We start from the raw sequence: 16,408 nt of genomic DNA, 5'->3' as shown, positions 1-16,408 counted from the left end.
AGAAGATATGTCAATGCATTTTAGTGTTCTCGCGAGCGGGAGTACGGGAAATGCGATATTTGTAGAAGCGGACGGACAGTCATTTTTAGTGGATGCGGGCCTGAGCGGAAAGCAGATGGATCTATTATTCAAACAGATCGGAAAAGATCCATCCGAGCTCTCCGGCCTTCTTGTGACTCATGAACACAGCGATCACATCAAGGGACTCGGCATCCTTGCGAGAAAATACAAACTCCCGGTCTATGCAAATGCCAAGACCTGGGCAGCGATGGAGCGCAATATCGGCGAGGTGCCTCTCGATCAGAAATTCACCTTTGACATGGAAACGGTGAAGAGCTTCGGAGGTCTCGATATTGAATCATTCGGAGTCTCACATGACGCTGCCGAGCCGATGTTTTATGTGTTCCATCATGGCGGCAAGAAGCTGGTTCTGATTACAGATACAGGCTATGTGAGCGACCGGATGAAGGGTATCATCTCCAATGCGGATATGTATGTGTTCGAGAGCAATCATGACGTGCAGATGCTCCGGATGGGACGATACCCCTGGAATACAAAACGCCGGATCCTGAGCGATGTCGGGCATGTATCTAACGAAGATGCCGCCATCGCCATGAGTGAAGTGGCAGGCGATAACACGAAACGGATCTATCTTGCCCATCTGAGCCTCGACAACAACATGAAGGACCTGGCCCGGATGTCGGTGGCCCAGACGCTTGAGACGAGGGGAATCAGGATCGGGGAGCAATTTGAATTATATGATACTGACTGCAAGGTTCCGACTGAGCTGATTAGTGTATAAAAGGAATGGGGGAGAAATCCTTCATTCTTTTTTTGTATTTAGCCAGGTGTGGGGCTTTATGTTAGAATTTTGCAAATTAATCAGTATAATTAGGGGTACGAGCTGCCGAAACTAGCAGATACATTCAAAGGAAAAGAGGTCTGATGGATGGGATACTACGATCAAGATTATCAAACCAGGTCAAACAGGGGCGGAAGCCGAAGAGGCTATTTCTTTTCTGGCTTAATCGGTGCCATTATCGGGGCACTTCTGATATCGTATATACTGCCGATGATGAGGGGCACGGATGAGGATGTCAGCAATACGACAGGCGGCGGCAATTCAAGCCGGCAGGAGCCGATTAAGCAGAATGTCTCATTGAATGTGAATACGGCCGTCACAGAGGCTGTGGAGAAGGCCGGTGACGCAGTGGTAGGCATCACCAACATCCAGCAGACAGGCGCCTGGAACGAAGGCAGCGGGGCAGCCGGCACCGGCTCCGGGGTGGTTTATAAAAAAAGCGGCAAAAAAGCTTATATCGTGACAAACCACCATGTGGTCGAAGATGCCAGCCGAATTGAAGTGAGCCTTGCGAACGGCACGAAAATCCCTGGAAAGCTCCGGGGAAGCGATATATGGACAGATCTTGCAGTGGTTGAGGTAGATTCAGACAAAATCAAGACTGTAGCCGATTTTGGCGACTCCAAGGCACTGAAGGCAGGAGAGCCAGTCATCGCCATCGGGAATCCCCTTGGCCTCCAGTTTTCCGGTTCAGTAACACAGGGTGTTATATCGGGTCTTGAGAGGACGATAGAAATTGATGTGAATCAGGATGGAGCTGTAGATTGGAATTCCGAGGTTATTCAGACTGACGCAGCCATCAACCCGGGCAACAGCGGCGGGGCGCTCGTGAATCTGAAGGGCCAGGTCATCGGAATCAATTCAATGAAGATTGCCCAGCAGTCTGTAGAAGGAATCGGTCTTTCCATTCCCATTAACACAGCCATCCCTGTGATCGAGGATCTTGAGCGGTACGGGGAAGTAAGGCGTCCGTATATGGGAGTGGATCTGCGTTCAGTCGAACAGATTTCCCAATACCATCAGCAAAACACATTAAAGCTTCCGTCCAAAGTCACTTCCGGTGTGGCCATCGTGGATGTGCAGTCCGGTTCGCCGGCTGCTAAGGCGGGCATCAAGGAACTGGATGTGATCGTTGAGATGGACGGTGAAAAGATCAAGGATGTCGCTGAGCTGAGACAGCATCTTTATAACAAAAAGAAAATCGGCCAGTCCATGAAGATCAAACTGTACCGTGCAGGCAAGCTGCAGGAAGTTACCATGAACCTGAGCACGAATGATACATTTTAATAAAGAATAAAAGCAGAAAGCTTGAGGCTTTTCTGCTTTTTCTTTTCATGATACGATTTCTGTGGATAATTTTATTGGAACCGCACTGTATTTATATGTGGATAAATAAGAGGTAAAGGGAACGCTAACCTAAAATGAAATCAAGGAGGAAAAAAACATGATTTATTGCTGCAAGGAACATGTAGATCTGGCGCTGGATACTGTGGTGGATGAGCATGAAGTGGCTCCATTTTTAAAAGAAGTAAATACCGAAAATGAGATATCAACAACCTGTGAATATTGTGATAATCCCGCTGTATATATAGTGGCGAACTAATATTCCCATACAAGATGTGGATAGAAAATGTGGATATGTGGATAAACTTTGTGGATAACATGTTTGTAATCATTTCGTAAAGGTTGTGTAAAGTGTGAATATCTCAATTGTCACGGTTGGCAAGCTAAAAGAGAAATATCTTAAACAGGGAATTGAGGAATACATCAAGAGAATGTCACCATACGCAAAAGTAGACATCATCGAAGTACCCGACGAAAAAGCACCCGAAACCCTGAGTGCCACCGAGATGGAACAGATCAAGGCCAAAGAAGGAGAGCGGATCCTGAGCAAAATCAGCCAGGACGCCCATGTCATCGCCCTCGCCATCCAGGGGAAACAAAAAACATCAGAAGAGCTTGCCGACACCATCGACAAGCTCGCCACCTACGGCAAAAGCAAAATCGCCTTTGTCATCGGCGGCTCCCTCGGCCTCAGCAAGGCCGTCATGCAGCGCGCCGATGACTCCCTCTCCTTCTCCAAAATGACCTTCCCGCACCAGCTGATGCGGCTGATTCTGGTTGAGCAGGTGTACCGGGCTTTTCGGATTAATCGGGGGGAGCCTTATCATAAGTAAATGAGGTTTTTATTCTATACAAAGAAATTGACACCTAGACTCACTATGTCTAGGTGTCATTTATTTTGTCATGAGATGTATCCGAGGTCTAAAGAAACGGTGTTAGGAAATTTTGTCCTTGCAAAGAGCTTCACTCAAGTTAGTTTCATAGTTTTGGTCACTTGATTCGGATTTATAAAAATCTTGTTTATCCAAGAACACGGTGGCTAAGGTACCCCCAACCAGACCCCAGAATGGCGCTCCGATATGGAGAATAGAGATCCCAGAGATTGTGATTATAAAGGAAAAGAGGGCTCCTGATTTGAATGGACCAGAGAAACTCATTTTCAAAGAGTCAACCAGTACACTAATCATGGCGACGCCACCTAGTAATTGAATTAATGAGGCAGGAATGACATGTGGAATTTGCGAAGCTATTGGAGAGAATAGAGCTAATAGACAAGATAATACTCCTAATACAATAGCAGCGACATACCTATGTTCAAGTTTGCCTGATTCTTTGTTAACAAGTAAGCCCGTCATGGGACCTGCAATACAGGCTGGGTGGCCCCCAAAAAAAGCATTTATAATGGTACCGATTCCGCTCCAATTGGTCATGGCATTGATCGGTGGACGATAGCCATGGGTTTCTAAAATAGCAATCCCTTGGGCATTTTGAATAGCAATAACCGTTAAGAGTAATGGAATGACAAGTTCCCCTACAACGGAAAAACTAAATGATGGGATGACAAAATGGGGAATGCCCATTGTTATATGGAGAGGCTGTACAGAAACGTTCGGCAAAAATTTAAGACAAAGAATTGCTGCAATGATCGCCCCTAATATAGGCGGAAACTTTTTTGAAAATCGTAAGAAAAAAGAAAGAGCAAGAAAGACAAGTAACGGGATTCCGTTGAGTAAAGGATTTTTTACAACCGAGCCGATCATTTCAGTTCCGAAAGGGAGTAAGACGCCTGACACCATCCCCATCATAACTGGCATAGGCAAAACCTTCATCATTTTTGTAACAATGCCAGATAATCCTAAAAGAAAAATAAGGATCCCGGTTATAATATAGGCACCAACCACTTGGTTGAAAGAATAATGGGTTAAGCTTGAGCCGACAAGAATGGCTCCAGGTATTGAAAAGGCATAGCCTATGGGTTGCCCATAATATAAGGAGACGATGAGCGTTAGGAGTCCCCCCATTCCATAAATGGCGAAAATCCATGAGCTGGTTATGCTGCCAGACAAATGACCTTTTGCAGCAGCTTGTAAAACAATTAATAATGGTCCTGCTGAACCAAAAAGCCAGGCCACAAATCCATTCGATATATTCCCAACCGATAAAAGCTTTGGAAATTGTATGGTATTTTTTATGAACAACAAAGTCACACTCCTTCAACTAATGAATTACACTACATCTCAGTGTATACTCAATTTATCAATACTTAAAATATCTGTTTTGTCTTTTTACTATACCTTTTGGGTATGATGGAGGTTTCATATTGGATATTCGACAGTTAAAATATTTTGTCACTATAGCAGAAGAAGGTAATATTACGACTGCTGCAAAGAAATTAAATATTGCTCAACCCCCTTTGAGTAGACAACTCAAACAAATGGAAGAAGAGCTAGGCGTCATTTTATTTGATCGAGATAACAAAAGTCTTAATTTAACCTTGGAGGGGGAAAGATTACTTCTTCGAGCAAAAGAACTTTTAAATAAACTTGATGAAACAATGGTTGAAGTTCAAGAATTGAGGAAAGACGCCAGTGGGATTTTATCTGTTGGATCCAATCTTTATTGTGCATCTTTAATTCTTTCTAAAGTGGTAGATATTCGTGAGAAAAATCCTGGTCTTACTTTCAAAGTATGGGAAGGTGAAACGATTCATCTCATAAAAATGTTATCTGAACGTCAGATTGAGATTGCGATAACAAATAGTCCAATAACAGAAAAAAGTATCTCTCAAATGACATTGGAAAGTGACCCATATGTGCTTGTTTTACCTGAAAAATGGACGTGGAGTGGATCAGAACAATGCAGGTTAGAGGAAATCATCGATTTGCCATTGATTCTTCTACGACCAAACTATGGTTTAGGTGCGTATGGACAAATTGTCAATGAATTTAAACGGTTAGATTTAGAACCAAATATACTGTGCGAATGTCAGGATTTAATTATGTTACTTGGTCTCGTTTCATCGGGGTTTGGTGCAACGATCTTACCACTCTCATTATTATCCCTCCATTCATTGGGAGGATTGAGAGTCATTCAGCTAAAGGATCAGACCTTAATATCTGAACCTAAAGTAATTTGGAGGAAGAATAGTTACTTATCAAAAGCAGCAAAAGAATTTTTAAAACTTTTTTAGACACCAAGATTATTTACTCAAAAGTAAAAGATTTCAACGTTGAAAAATGGCAAATAAAATGAAACAGGTATTAGTTTTGACTGTGGTAAAGTAAATCTTTAAATGAAAAATAAAATATATTCATGGTTTTATAACATCATTTATTCGTTACGGAGAACCTTATCATAAGTAAATGAGGTATTTGTGGGAATATAAGATTCTAAACATTGAATAACACTTAATCTATTTATAAAAGAACCATTTCATAAGTAAAGGAAGTTTCTTTGTGTAAATAAAGCCGGCTGCGATCAGCAGCCGGCTTTATTTTTATATCCAATTACAATTATTGAAATACCGATTTATCGGGAAATCTCATTGTTTCTTTATACACTCTGCAACCAGGTTTTCAAACAAAACCTTCTAGTACAATCTTACCAATCGTCCTATTGCTCTCCAAAATTTTGTGGGCTTGACGGAGATTTTCTGCTGAGATCGGTCCAATGACTTCAGCCAATGTTGTCCTCAATTCTTGATGGTCCACAGCATCAGCAATACGATTAAGCAAAAGATGCTGCTCAATCATATCATCTGTTTCGTAAACAGGGCGAGTGAACATAAACTCCCACACGAAGGTGACGCTTTTTTGCTTAAGCAATTTGAGGTCCAGCGGAGAGGTTGGATCATCAATTGCGCACACAACTCCTTGCGGAGAAATAGCTTCGCTAATACCGGCCCAGTGTTTTTCCAAAGCATTCAGGCAAAAAATGTACGGAACATTTGTAAATCCAATTGCTTGAAGTTGTGGAAGGAGCGGGTCATGGTGATTAATGGTATAGTCCGCGCCCATTGATTTAACCCAGCTAACAGTTTCCGATCGGGAAGCAGTCCCAATTACAGTAAGCCCCGCTTGTTTGGCAAGCTGAGTAGCAATGGAACCTACCCCCCCGGCTGCGCCAATGATCAGCAGAGCCTTTCCTTTGTTAGCGCCCGGATCCTGGGAAATCGACATACGGGTAAATAACGCTTCCCAAGCTGTAATGGAGGTTAGGGGAAGAGCCGCGGCTTCCACAAAACTTAAGGAAACAGGTTTGCGTCCAACGATTCGTTCATCGACCAGATGGTATTCACTGTTTCCGCCTTGTCGTGCAATACTTCCAGCATAAAAAACTTCATCCCCTGGACGAAACAATGAACAGTCCGGTCCTGTTTCTTCGACGACTCCTGCTACATCCCAACCTAGAATTTTAGGGACTTCCTCAACTCTTTCCTTAGGAGCCCTTACCTTTGTATCAACAGGGTTTACTGATATGGCCGCAACTTTGACCAAAATGTCGCGACCCGTTGCTTTTGGTTTTTCTACCACTACGTCCACCAGGCTTTGGGGGTTGTCAATTGGAAGGTAACGAGTTAATCCTACCGCCTTCATTGTGTTCATAATCAACCACATCCTTTCCTTATTAGTATACCCGTTATTAGTAGTGGCTTAAAATAATTACTTTTAGCCTATAGTTTCTAAGCATCAGTGGAATTTAGTATTTATAAAGATGTGAATGAGGTGTTAATAGTATGGAAGATATAACCTTATGACCTTATAACTTTTAGATCCATTAACGTAGACCATTACTGTCTTTTGTTTGAATTCATTTGAATACCGTTCAAATTGTTGTCCTTTCTTGGCCATAGAAAAATCCCCTCCAAGTATCATTCTTAACTCCATGGTACCATGAAGGTTTTTTTGAATGTCTACTTAAAGGGGATAATAACATTGTCTGGAGGCAAGTCGGCTTTTTTTAATAAATTTTAGATAGTAGCAATCGCTAGAAGTAGTATCAGCAATAGTTTCTAAATGAAAAACATTGATGAAATATTTTACTACATAGATATTGCAATTTCTTTTTCTTCATTAAACTTGCTGATTATGCCTATTTGATAATTTCATTGATATAAACGCGATTTTGAAATAGACCATTTAAATGACTATTCTGCTTTTTTTACCATAAAGCAAACGAGCATACAAGGTTCACTGCTAGTATTAATGCACCAGTGCTCCTCACCAGCTGGGATCAGTGTTGCATCTCCAGCCATTTCTACACTGTATTCACCATTACAATAAGTTTCCACTTTTCCACTGAATATGTAAGAGTACTCATCCTCATCATGACAGCTCATACCCACAGCTGGAACTCTTTCACCTGGTGTAAGTGAAATGACATGCTCACTTCTTTAAAATTCCCTTTATTTATGAAAAGTTTCTTCATTTCATAAAATGACATGCCAATGGGCTCTACTTGATTAACATTGATTTTTTCCATTTCATTCTCCCACCTATTCTTTTTGAAGTTTTGGATCTAGGAAGTCTCGGAGACCATCCCTACGAAGTTAGCGCCTACAGAAATGGAGAAAATGGCTAAACCAGGGAAGGTGGACACCCTAGAATGTATTGGTGAAGCGAAAGCTTATGGAGTAATGGATGGAATCAGAATACCTGTAAAGTTGAATGTGACCTGGCAATTGGAGGATGGACCATTTACTTGGTATAAGCTTGAAGTTTTGAAGGCGGAGTATAATTAAATGGAAAAGTCTTGATTAGATTTACTTGGTAGAACCATTTGAGGTGAACCGTATCATAAGTAAATGATGTTCGAATACTCTATAGAATGACTTCTTACCAATTTGTTCGTATTAAAAGTTTAAGAAACGACTAACAAGTACCAATGCATACCCTTTACTCAGTAAATAAATCCTCTTAATGAGGATTTTTTTTGTTTCGTATAGTTGAAAGAAGGTGGGGATTTTTTGAGAAGGCTCATTATACTACAAATGCGATTGAAGGGTATCACCGCCATCACAGTTAGCCATTTATTTGGGAATCGATGAGAAGCTGAGCTTTCCGCTTGACCAAAGCATGGATCCGGCTTGACATGGAGCCTCTGGGCATGATTTCCGGCGATTGGGCGATACCTTCTAAAAACAAAGGCATCGCTCGATTCATAGCCTATCTCCCCGCCACTCCAATTAAAGCCTTTACATATAGCGAAGTGAAAACCCATTTACACAAAAACCCCTATTTTTCAGGATTGTCATAAATCCATAAAGTGAGGATGGAATCTATTGGTGCAGTTCCATTAGCAACAGCATTTACTTTATCCATAAATTTCTCGTGGATCAAATATTTTAGTGGTTGTTCTACCTTATTGAAATACTTAAATGCTTCTATTGCCATTTTATCCCACTCTTTATAATAAGTTAAATAGTCATTTGCATATACTCTTGTTCTTGATGATCCTTCTGCTGGTATACTTTCGAACTTTTCATCCCCGCCCAGCGTTCCATAATCACATGTTAATTGTTCGCCAGGTTGAATGTCTCTCGCAGCTAACTCAAAATCATAAGCTGTATCTACAACATTGGGATTGAAACTATGATTAATATACCTTGCGTGATCCCAATTAAGAACATATTCAGTGTCATTATCTTCATATGCATATTTATATATTACCTCTTTTCGTGCATCATCAAGACTTTCAATGTACTCTTTTTTAAGAATGATATCTAATTCATCTTTAATCCAGGTAATGGTTCCTTTGGGGATTAATTTTGTTGCAAACAGACCAACACCGATTTCCTCACTTACAAATCGAATTTCTGTATCGGGGTGTATCATAGTTTTATTCCTCCTTAAATACTGTGAAAAATCTATAGATAAACCTTTAAGGATAAAAGCAAATGGTTTTACAAAAATACATGGTGACTATATCCAATATATTTATGTAAGTAGTTATCAATTGGAGACTCCAATCATGTGTCGTACATTTTTTTATAATCAACATTAGAAATAAGACAAAAATTTATTTTACGATATGGATAGACACGGCCGTCACTTGTCAAACTTATTGTTCATATGCTAATAAATCTAAACTTAAATAATTAATTTGCAAGGGATGGATTAAATGAGGAGTATAGGCGCAGCAATTTCAATTTTTGGCAGTGCTGGTGGAGTTGCAAGAGCATTGTTGTCATTATTGAATAAATCTATTAAAGATTCAACTAATCCACTACACAAATTGATAAAGCAAATTACGTTGCACTTAATTGATATAGAACAAAAGGATATTGCTTACTACAATGAAATTTGTCCCAACTTGATTAATCAAATAGTATTAAATCAGATCGACCTTACAGACTTAGAAGAGGTACGTAAACATATCTGTGAAACTGAAACTTTGTTAATCGTCGATTTATCTTGGGCAGATACGATAGATATTCTAGATATATGTAATGAATTTGGGGTTTTTTATGTAAATACAGCTTTAGAAAATACAGAAGTAGATGAAGATCAAAATCTAAAAGGATTTACTTTGCTGGAACGTTTTTATCGATTTGAAGATGCTAAAAATAGGTTTACAAATATGAAAGGGATTGTTTGTTCTGGAATGAATCCTGGGGTTGTGCAATGGATGGCTTATTCCATAATGGCGATGCATCCTAATGAAAAACCCCTAGCATGTTATATTGTCGAAAAAGATACCACATTCTATAAGGAAAAATCACTTCTGGCGAAGACTATATGTACTACATGGTCACCAGAGTGTTTTTTAGATGAGGCAATATTAAATTATCCGATGTTTGTTAAGGGAGGAGTACCTCTTCATCTATATAAGGAGGTTTATGCTCAAGAATTTAAGGTTACATTAGGGGATATCCAATTTTATGGCTGCTTAATGCCACATGAGGAAGTTTTAAGTCTAGGAACCCTTTATAATATGGAAACGGGGTTCATATATAAAGTAAACGATTATACAACACAAACAATCCGGGCTAATCTTGAATGTGTAGACGATTTATTGAATTGGAACTTGAAAGTTTTAGATCCTGCAGAGGCTGAATTAGAGGGAGAAGACTTGGTAGGAGTTCTACTTGTGTACAAAGATAGAGAGCGATTTATGTATAATGTTATGAACAGTCAATTCACATTTGAAAAATATGGATCAAATGCAACTTATATTCAGGTTGCTTGTGGTGTTTACGCAGGGATTTGTACGTTGTTATTAGATACGATCCCCAATGGTGTATTTTATGTTGAAGAATTACTGGAAAAGGATAAGAACATTGGTTATGGGAAATACATCACTCAATATATGCCAGATTTTGTAATAGGTGAGAACCAAAAGTCTGATGGTCTTATTCTAGATAGAATGAAAAAAGTCTATAAGAAGTAAAAAAGAAGTGCTGCTCACTTGAACCATTCAAAAGTTGTACTATTTCCATCGAAAAAAGAAACTCATATGCCGGTTTCGTGCTTCAGGTTAGTCTTGCCTCAGGCCTGGATTCTTACAAGTAAGGATCTATTGGCGGGAGGGTAAAATTAGGTTTGTTGGAGTGGGCGCCTGCTGGCGCTTTTTTAGTGAACCATTTGCTCCCCTTTCACTCTTTACACTCAAAGAATAAAACCCATACAATCTTAACAAGATATGTAAATTACTGTTATAATATTTTGTATACATAGCATAAGAATCAGCATAACTGAATGACAGTAAAGGGGAGCGGCGAATGTCTGAGTTGAATGATAATTTGTTAAAGATGAATGATGAAAAGCGTCCGAAAAACAAGGTGGAAAGAAAAGAAGGGGAACCGACTGGTGCCTTTAAGGGGGCCAGCTGGGCAGCTTTGGTTGTAGGAGTTGCGGCTTATCTGATCGGCTTGTTTAATGCCGACATGCAGCTGAATGAGAAGGGGTATTATTTTGCTGTATTGATATTCGGTCTGTATGCAGCGGTATCCCTGCAGAAAGCTGTACGGGATAAGGAAGAGGATATTCCGGTTTCGGGCATCTATTACGGGCTCAGCTGGTTTGCGCTTATTGTAGCTATTTCACTAATGGCGATCGGCCTCTATAATGCCGGAAGCATTGTTTTAAGTGAAAAAGGATTTTACGGTATGTCCTTTGTTCTTAGTGTATTTGCGGCCATTACGATTCAAAAGAATATCCGGGATACACAGGTAGCCAGAGGAAGAGATTAAAAAAATCGTTAAAAATAAAGGCAGAAATCATAAGTGATTTCTGCCTTTTACTATTTTCATATAGTTTTTATGAAGTTTATTAAAGAAGACATGCCTCTATCTACATCCTACCAAAAATTGAAATATAAGTCTATTATTACTTTTATATAGATGGGATAATTAACTTGCGCAAATACTTCATAACGTTATGGTGAAATGAAGGTCTAGATGAAACAGAATATATATGATAACAAAACGTTTTTCGAGAAATACCAAGCGATACGATCACGAGAGAATAATTATAACAATTTACTTGAGCAGCCGAACTTTTTTGCTCTGCTTCCACCCCTAAAAAATAAAATGGTATTGGACATTGGCTGTGGAATGGGAGACTTTGCAGCTCATTGTATTAGTCAGGGTGCTAAACAGGTAACTGGGATTGATATTTCTTCAAACATGATTGCCAGTGCCAAGAAGCGTCATATTCATGAGGGTCTGACTTTTAAGCAGGCTGCTTTTGAAGATCTGACAGTACCTCCTGACCACATTGATTTTGTCAGCAGTTCTTTGGCATTTCACTATATTGCAGATTTTCAGCATCTTATAAAGAAGATCAGTAAGGCATTAGGCAAGGGTGGAACCTTATTGTTTTCTCTGGAGCATCCAATCGTAACAGCCAATAAGGGAAAAGAAAATTGGATCACCGATCAGGAAGGTAACCTGCTCTATTATGCAGTAGACAATTATCAGGATGAAGGCTTACGTACTCAGAATTGGTTAGTTGATCATGTAATGATGTATCACCGTACCATGTCGACGATTCTAAATACGCTTATTGAAAATGGGCTGCACATCGAAAAAGTGATGGAGCCGATGCCGACTGAAGAAGCAGTAACACATTTGCCAAGTCTTGTTAAAGAGTTTCGCCGGCCTTCATTTTTAATTGTTAAGAGTAAAAAGGTATAACTTTAATCATAATAAAACAACAAAGCACCAGTCCTGTAATAGGCCTGGTGCTTTGTTCTATTAAATAAGGGATATCTGATCTAAACAGCCTCTCTTTTTACTGCCCAATACAGTAATGGCTTCCGCAATCTTCTCCATGCCGTATAGGATTTGATGCCCAGACACCTGAGAAATGCATAAACGAATGAGGCTGTCCCTGTTAAAACCGGTTAAGAACATCCTATCCGTATCATCTATTAATATTTGTTGATCTGAAAGAATATGGGCCAATTTTTTTGCTGATACAGTCTCAGGTAAATAAATAGAAAGATAAAATCCCGAATCCGGCTTTGTATAGCGGGTGCCTTCAGGAAGCCACTGCTCACAGGCACTTTTTAGTAATTGGATTTTTTGAAAATATACGGTCTTAATCTTCTTCAAATGACTTTGATACATCCCGCTTTTTAAATAAATATCCAGAGCGCCTTGTGAAAGGACGGGGCTGTTGAAGTCAGCACTGAATTTGTATCGTAAAAAGCTCTTCATCATGGTCTGGGGCAGAACCACACTGGCAATCCGCAGACCGGGAAGAAAGACTTTTGAAAAGCTTTGAATATAAATGACTCTTCCAGATGGATCAAAAGCGAAAAACGGATCCGCTTTTTTATCGCGCTCTAGTTCACCGAGAAAATCATCTTCTACGATATAGACATCATATTTCTCCGCCAGCTCTACAATCTTCTTCTTCTCGCTATTTGTATAGGAATGTCCCAGTGGATTATGAAATCTCGGAATAACATAGAAAAACTTGATATCGTTGTTTTTAAACATATATTCAAGGCGTTCTAAATCAATTCCATTCATGGATAATTCAATTCCGAATGTCACAGCCTGGTTGATGTCGAGCGATTCAATCATTCCAAAATAGGTGGGCTGTTCAATCAGGATATTTCGTTTGCCATTTGGAAAGGGGAGGGCCGTTAATAAATGGATCGCCTGCTGTGAGCCGGACACGATGACTACACGCCCGGGTTCGGTAAATACCTGAGAACATTGCAGGTTTTTCACGATTTCTGTACGCAGGGAATGAAGTCCTTGCTGCTCTGAATAGGTGAAGATTTCTTCTTTATATTTTTCAATTGCCTGATTTAGGCAATGCTGAAATTCAATGTATGGCAGCAAATGCTTATCAGGTCCGGCAGATAAAAAATCAATAACATCAGGATGATTTTCATGGAGTTTAAATTCATTCACAATATAGTAGCCGCTTTGAGGTTTCGCATAAATGAAGTGCTCTTTTTCAAGCTCGGCGTAGGCTTTAATAACGGTATTTTTACTGCAGCTAAATGATTCAGACAGCTGGCGGACCGAGGGAAGCTTGCTGCCGGCAGCTAACTCTCCGTCTGTAAGCTGCTGCTTAATCTCTTCTACAATCTTCATATATTTTGGCTTCAATACCGCTCCACCCTCCATAAACTGTACCCTGACAGATGCAGAAAACAGCAATAGTATCCAAGAAGTGTATCTAATATGATGTGATTATACCAAAAGCATCCTCGTTTTTTGGAGCATTTTTGTAAAAGTTGGGGGAGGTAACGGAATGGAAAAAGGAAAAGCCGGGTTATGGTTAGGTTTAGTGGGGGTAATCTGCTTTAGTCTGACTTTGCCGGCAACCCGTATCGCGGTTGTTTACTTCGGCACCACAACAGTGGGGCTGGGAAGAACCGTTATTGCAGCCCTATTGGCGGGGATTATACTGATTGTAAAAAAGGAAAAGATACCGAATCGGCAGCAATTTAAAAGTATTTTGATTGTTGCAGCAGGAGCTGTCCTGGGTTTCCCGCTCATCACTTCATGGGTGATGAAAACACTGCCAGTTTCGCACGGAGCAGTGGAGCTGGCCTTATTGCCGTTAGCAACAGCAGGTATTGCCATGTTAAGGGCAGGGGAAAGGCCTTCCTTGAGATTTTGGATGGCAAGTTTCACTGGTGCGGGAGCCGTCATTTTATATGCGGCGCATTTAGGTCTTGGAACACTTCAATTTGAGGATCTTGGACTCTTGGCTGCCGTCATTATTTTAGGCCTTAGTTATGCGGAGGGAGGAAAGCTGTCAAAAGAAATGGGAAGCTGGCAAGTAATCGCATGGGCCATCGTGATAGGCGCCCCTTTCTTCCTGATCCCAGTAACCGCGGATATATCGGTGGAGATGTTACATGCCCCCATACAGGCCTGGGTCAGTTTGCTTTATTTATCCATTGTAAGCCAGTTCCTCGCGTATGTTGCCTGGTATGGAGGCATGGCAATGGGCGGTATCGCGCGGGTAAGCCAGCTGCAATATTTGCAGCCGTTCCTGATGATTTTGTTTGCTGCACTCTTTTTAGGAGAATCCATTACAATGGTGACCATATTAGCGGCAATCATCGTAGTTATTGCTGTATTCATTGGTAAAAATGCTGCGATATCTAAGCCTGACACAATGAAATCAGCACAAATAAAAGAGAGTGCTAAAATGGAGAGTAAGTAGTGAATCACAAACACTTCATCCTTTCAGGAACCCAGTTCCATTCACTCAGGGTTTTACATTTCCATGTCATAAACATCTACCACCAAGTAAATGATGTTTCAAAGACTTGCAGCGCAGAAATACGCGGCCGGGATACTAAAATGGTATTTAATAAATTTGAATGTAAAGGACTAAAAGAAGTAGATTTAAATTGGATATTTGTCCATTTCAGCACATATTAATTTTCCATATCTTATTGAAGGAAACTCCCATGTTTCTCCGTACTAATAAACCCCATTGCATCCACCACGATAGAAAAATTTATCAAGAACCAGGCACTACAAAAAAATTTCATCATATATAGGTGATATCCGTTCGGATTTGATGAGGAGGATATCATGCGACCTATGTTACCTATGGAAAAATATTTTGGGCAGTTAGAATTGGTGCATGCTTTTTATGGGGCTATGCCTACAGGTGTCAGCGTTTCCGAAACCGGGCGTATTTTTGTTTGCTTTCCGAAATGGGGAGACGACGTTCCATTTACTGTGGCGGAATTGGTTGAGGGTGAATTGAAGCCTTATCCCAGTTTAGAATCCAACTTGGTCAATACTGGTAATATTACTATGACTTTTGTCAGTGTCCAAAGTATCGTTGCTGATGGAAGAGGGACTCTTTGGGTAGTAGATACAGGGGCACCAAATTTTTCTGAACCTATTCAAGGGGGAGCAAAATTAGTTGCTGTTGATTTAAACACGAATAAAATAAGGAGAGTATACACCTTTACAAAAGATGTTGTCCTGCCAACAACTTATCTGAATGATGTCCGTTTGGATTTTCGGGTTGGAAGAGCAGGCTATGCATATATAACGGATTCTTCTACCAGAGGGCCAGGGGCTATTATCGTTGTAGATTTAGAAAATGGGAATGCGTTTAGACGGTTAAATGGGGCAATATCCACTTCGCCTGATCCCCAATTTTTACCGAAAGTAGAAGGTGAAATTTTGATGAACCGGAACCCGGACGGCTCAACTTTCCCATTTAGATTGGCTTCCGATAGTTTAGCGATATCCTCTGATGGAAAGGTTTTATTTTATGCTCCGTTATCCAGCCGTCAGCTGTTCTCGATCTCAACAGAAGCCCTAAGAGACAGAAGGATACAGGACATGAACTTATCCCAATATGTGCAGTATTGGGGGGAAAAAGGTGCGTCTGACGGAATGATCACCGGCGCAAAAGGAACCGTTTATGCAGGAGACTATGAAAACAACAGTATCCGGAAGATATTACCGAATGGCGCAATGGAAACAATCGCACATGACCCGAGAATTTTATGGCCGGATACTTTTTCGATTGGTCCTGATCAATACTTATATGTCATTGTGAATCAATTACATCGGCAGGCGAGATTTCATTATGGAAGAGACCTGCGGGAAAAGCCATATAGTTTACTTCGTATGAGAATTGATGAATTCCCTGCTCCTACCTTTTCATAATGATCTAAAACGAAGGCAGCTATCTCTCATCAGGGAGCTGCCTTTTTATAATTAAATTCTTGCAATATTATATGTATTCCCGCAGCTTC

At 40.4% G+C, this 16,408-nt stretch carries 17 protein-coding genes; 11 read left to right on the top strand and 6 right to left on the bottom strand.

Going from position 1 to position 16,408, the window contains the following annotated elements; genetic code table 11:
* The first annotated feature begins 7 nt into the window (after positions 1-7).
* The 4 genes from V1498_RS21930 (at position 8) to rlmH (ending at position 3,039) form a co-directional block, all read left to right on the top strand.
* Positions 8-802, top strand: coding sequence for an MBL fold metallo-hydrolase (locus V1498_RS21930; RefSeq protein WP_409296342.1), 795 nt, complete (start codon positions 8-10; stop codon positions 800-802).
* 147 nt (positions 803-949) lie between these two features.
* Positions 950-2,149 (top strand): S1C family serine protease, encoded by a 1,200-nt coding sequence (locus V1498_RS21925; protein WP_409296341.1) that lies wholly within the window; start codon positions 950-952, stop codon positions 2,147-2,149.
* A gap of 157 nt (positions 2,150-2,306) precedes the next feature.
* Positions 2,307-2,465, top strand: a complete 159-nt coding sequence (locus V1498_RS21920; RefSeq protein WP_409296340.1) for a CxxH/CxxC protein — start codon at positions 2,307-2,309, stop codon at positions 2,463-2,465.
* Positions 2,466-2,559: 94 nt separating this feature from the next.
* The gene (gene rlmH / locus V1498_RS21915; protein WP_409296339.1) at positions 2,560-3,039 is read left to right on the top strand and encodes a 23S rRNA (pseudouridine(1915)-N(3))-methyltransferase RlmH; all 480 of its coding nucleotides are present in this window, start codon (positions 2,560-2,562) and stop codon (positions 3,037-3,039) included.
* 102 nt (positions 3,040-3,141) lie between these two features.
* Here the strand turns inward: rlmH and V1498_RS21910 are convergent, their stop codons facing one another.
* Complete coding sequence (locus V1498_RS21910; protein WP_409296338.1) at positions 3,142-4,407, bottom strand: benzoate/H(+) symporter BenE family transporter; 1,266 nt, start codon at positions 4,405-4,407, stop codon at positions 3,142-3,144.
* A gap of 119 nt (positions 4,408-4,526) precedes the next feature.
* On the opposite strand from V1498_RS21910, the gene V1498_RS21905 reads away from it, so the two are divergent.
* Entirely contained in the window at positions 4,527-5,396 is an 870-nt protein-coding gene (locus V1498_RS21905) for a LysR family transcriptional regulator (RefSeq protein ID WP_409296337.1), read from the top strand.
* Positions 5,397-5,781: 385 nt separating this feature from the next.
* Here V1498_RS21905 and V1498_RS21900 read toward each other — a convergent pair whose 3' ends face one another.
* Both V1498_RS21900 and V1498_RS21895 read right to left on the bottom strand, forming a co-directional pair.
* Positions 5,782-6,810 carry a zinc-binding alcohol dehydrogenase family protein gene (locus V1498_RS21900; RefSeq protein WP_409296336.1) on the bottom strand — a complete coding sequence of 343 codons (1,029 nt, stop codon included), beginning with the start codon at positions 6,808-6,810 and terminating at the stop codon, positions 5,782-5,784.
* Positions 6,811-7,352: 542 nt separating this feature from the next.
* Positions 7,353-7,544 (bottom strand): cupin domain-containing protein, encoded by a 192-nt coding sequence (locus V1498_RS21895; protein ID WP_409299418.1) that lies wholly within the window; start codon positions 7,542-7,544, stop codon positions 7,353-7,355.
* A gap of 225 nt (positions 7,545-7,769) precedes the next feature.
* Here V1498_RS21895 and V1498_RS21890 point away from each other — a divergent pair, with 225 nt between their 5' ends.
* Complete coding sequence (locus V1498_RS21890) at positions 7,770-7,946, top strand: DUF6920 family protein (RefSeq protein ID WP_409296335.1); 177 nt, start codon at positions 7,770-7,772, stop codon at positions 7,944-7,946.
* Positions 7,947-8,226: 280 nt separating this feature from the next.
* Here V1498_RS21890 and V1498_RS21885 read toward each other — a convergent pair whose 3' ends face one another.
* Positions 8,227-8,367 carry a hypothetical protein gene (locus tag V1498_RS21885; RefSeq protein WP_409296334.1) on the bottom strand — a complete coding sequence of 47 codons (141 nt, stop codon included), beginning with the start codon at positions 8,365-8,367 and terminating at the stop codon, positions 8,227-8,229.
* A 72-nt stretch (positions 8,368-8,439) separates the two neighbouring features.
* Positions 8,440-9,039: an SET domain-containing protein gene (locus V1498_RS21880; protein WP_409296333.1), complete on the bottom strand. Its 600-nt coding sequence runs from the start codon at positions 9,037-9,039 to the stop codon at positions 8,440-8,442.
* Positions 9,040-9,325: 286 nt separating this feature from the next.
* On the opposite strand from V1498_RS21880, the gene V1498_RS21875 reads away from it, so the two are divergent.
* The 3 genes from V1498_RS21875 to V1498_RS21865 all read left to right on the top strand — a co-directional run bounded on the left by V1498_RS21875 (position 9,326) and on the right by V1498_RS21865 (position 12,341).
* A complete protein-coding gene (locus V1498_RS21875; RefSeq protein ID WP_409296332.1) occupies positions 9,326-10,594 on the top strand; it encodes an S-adenosylmethionine decarboxylase related protein in 1,269 nt (422 codons plus the stop codon).
* A 331-nt stretch (positions 10,595-10,925) separates the two neighbouring features.
* A complete protein-coding gene (gene yiaA / locus V1498_RS21870; RefSeq protein WP_409296331.1) occupies positions 10,926-11,396 on the top strand; it encodes an inner membrane protein YiaA in 471 nt (156 codons plus the stop codon).
* 207 nt (positions 11,397-11,603) lie between these two features.
* Positions 11,604-12,341: a class I SAM-dependent methyltransferase gene (locus V1498_RS21865; RefSeq protein ID WP_409296330.1), complete on the top strand. Its 738-nt coding sequence runs from the start codon at positions 11,604-11,606 to the stop codon at positions 12,339-12,341.
* A 60-nt stretch (positions 12,342-12,401) separates the two neighbouring features.
* Here V1498_RS21865 and V1498_RS21860 read toward each other — a convergent pair whose 3' ends face one another.
* Positions 12,402-13,775 carry a PLP-dependent aminotransferase family protein gene (locus V1498_RS21860; protein ID WP_409296329.1) on the bottom strand — a complete coding sequence of 458 codons (1,374 nt, stop codon included), beginning with the start codon at positions 13,773-13,775 and terminating at the stop codon, positions 12,402-12,404.
* Between the two features lie 145 nt (positions 13,776-13,920).
* Between V1498_RS21860 and V1498_RS21855 the strand changes: the two genes are divergently transcribed.
* The gene (locus tag V1498_RS21855) at positions 13,921-14,844 is read left to right on the top strand and encodes a DMT family transporter (protein WP_409296328.1); all 924 of its coding nucleotides are present in this window, start codon (positions 13,921-13,923) and stop codon (positions 14,842-14,844) included.
* A 377-nt stretch (positions 14,845-15,221) separates the two neighbouring features.
* On the top strand, positions 15,222-16,319 hold the full coding sequence (locus V1498_RS21850; RefSeq protein WP_409296327.1) for an L-dopachrome tautomerase-related protein: 1,098 nt from the start codon (positions 15,222-15,224) through the stop codon (positions 16,317-16,319).
* Positions 16,320-16,408 lie beyond the last annotated feature (89 nt).

Origin of the sequence: Paraperibacillus marinus (genome assembly GCF_046237605.1) — a bacterium.
GTDB lineage: Bacteria > Bacillota > Bacilli > Bacillales > DSM-1321 > Paraperibacillus > Paraperibacillus marinus.
The sequence above is the reverse complement of the archived record's forward strand: the minus strand, read 5'-3'. Positions and strand labels throughout refer to the sequence as shown.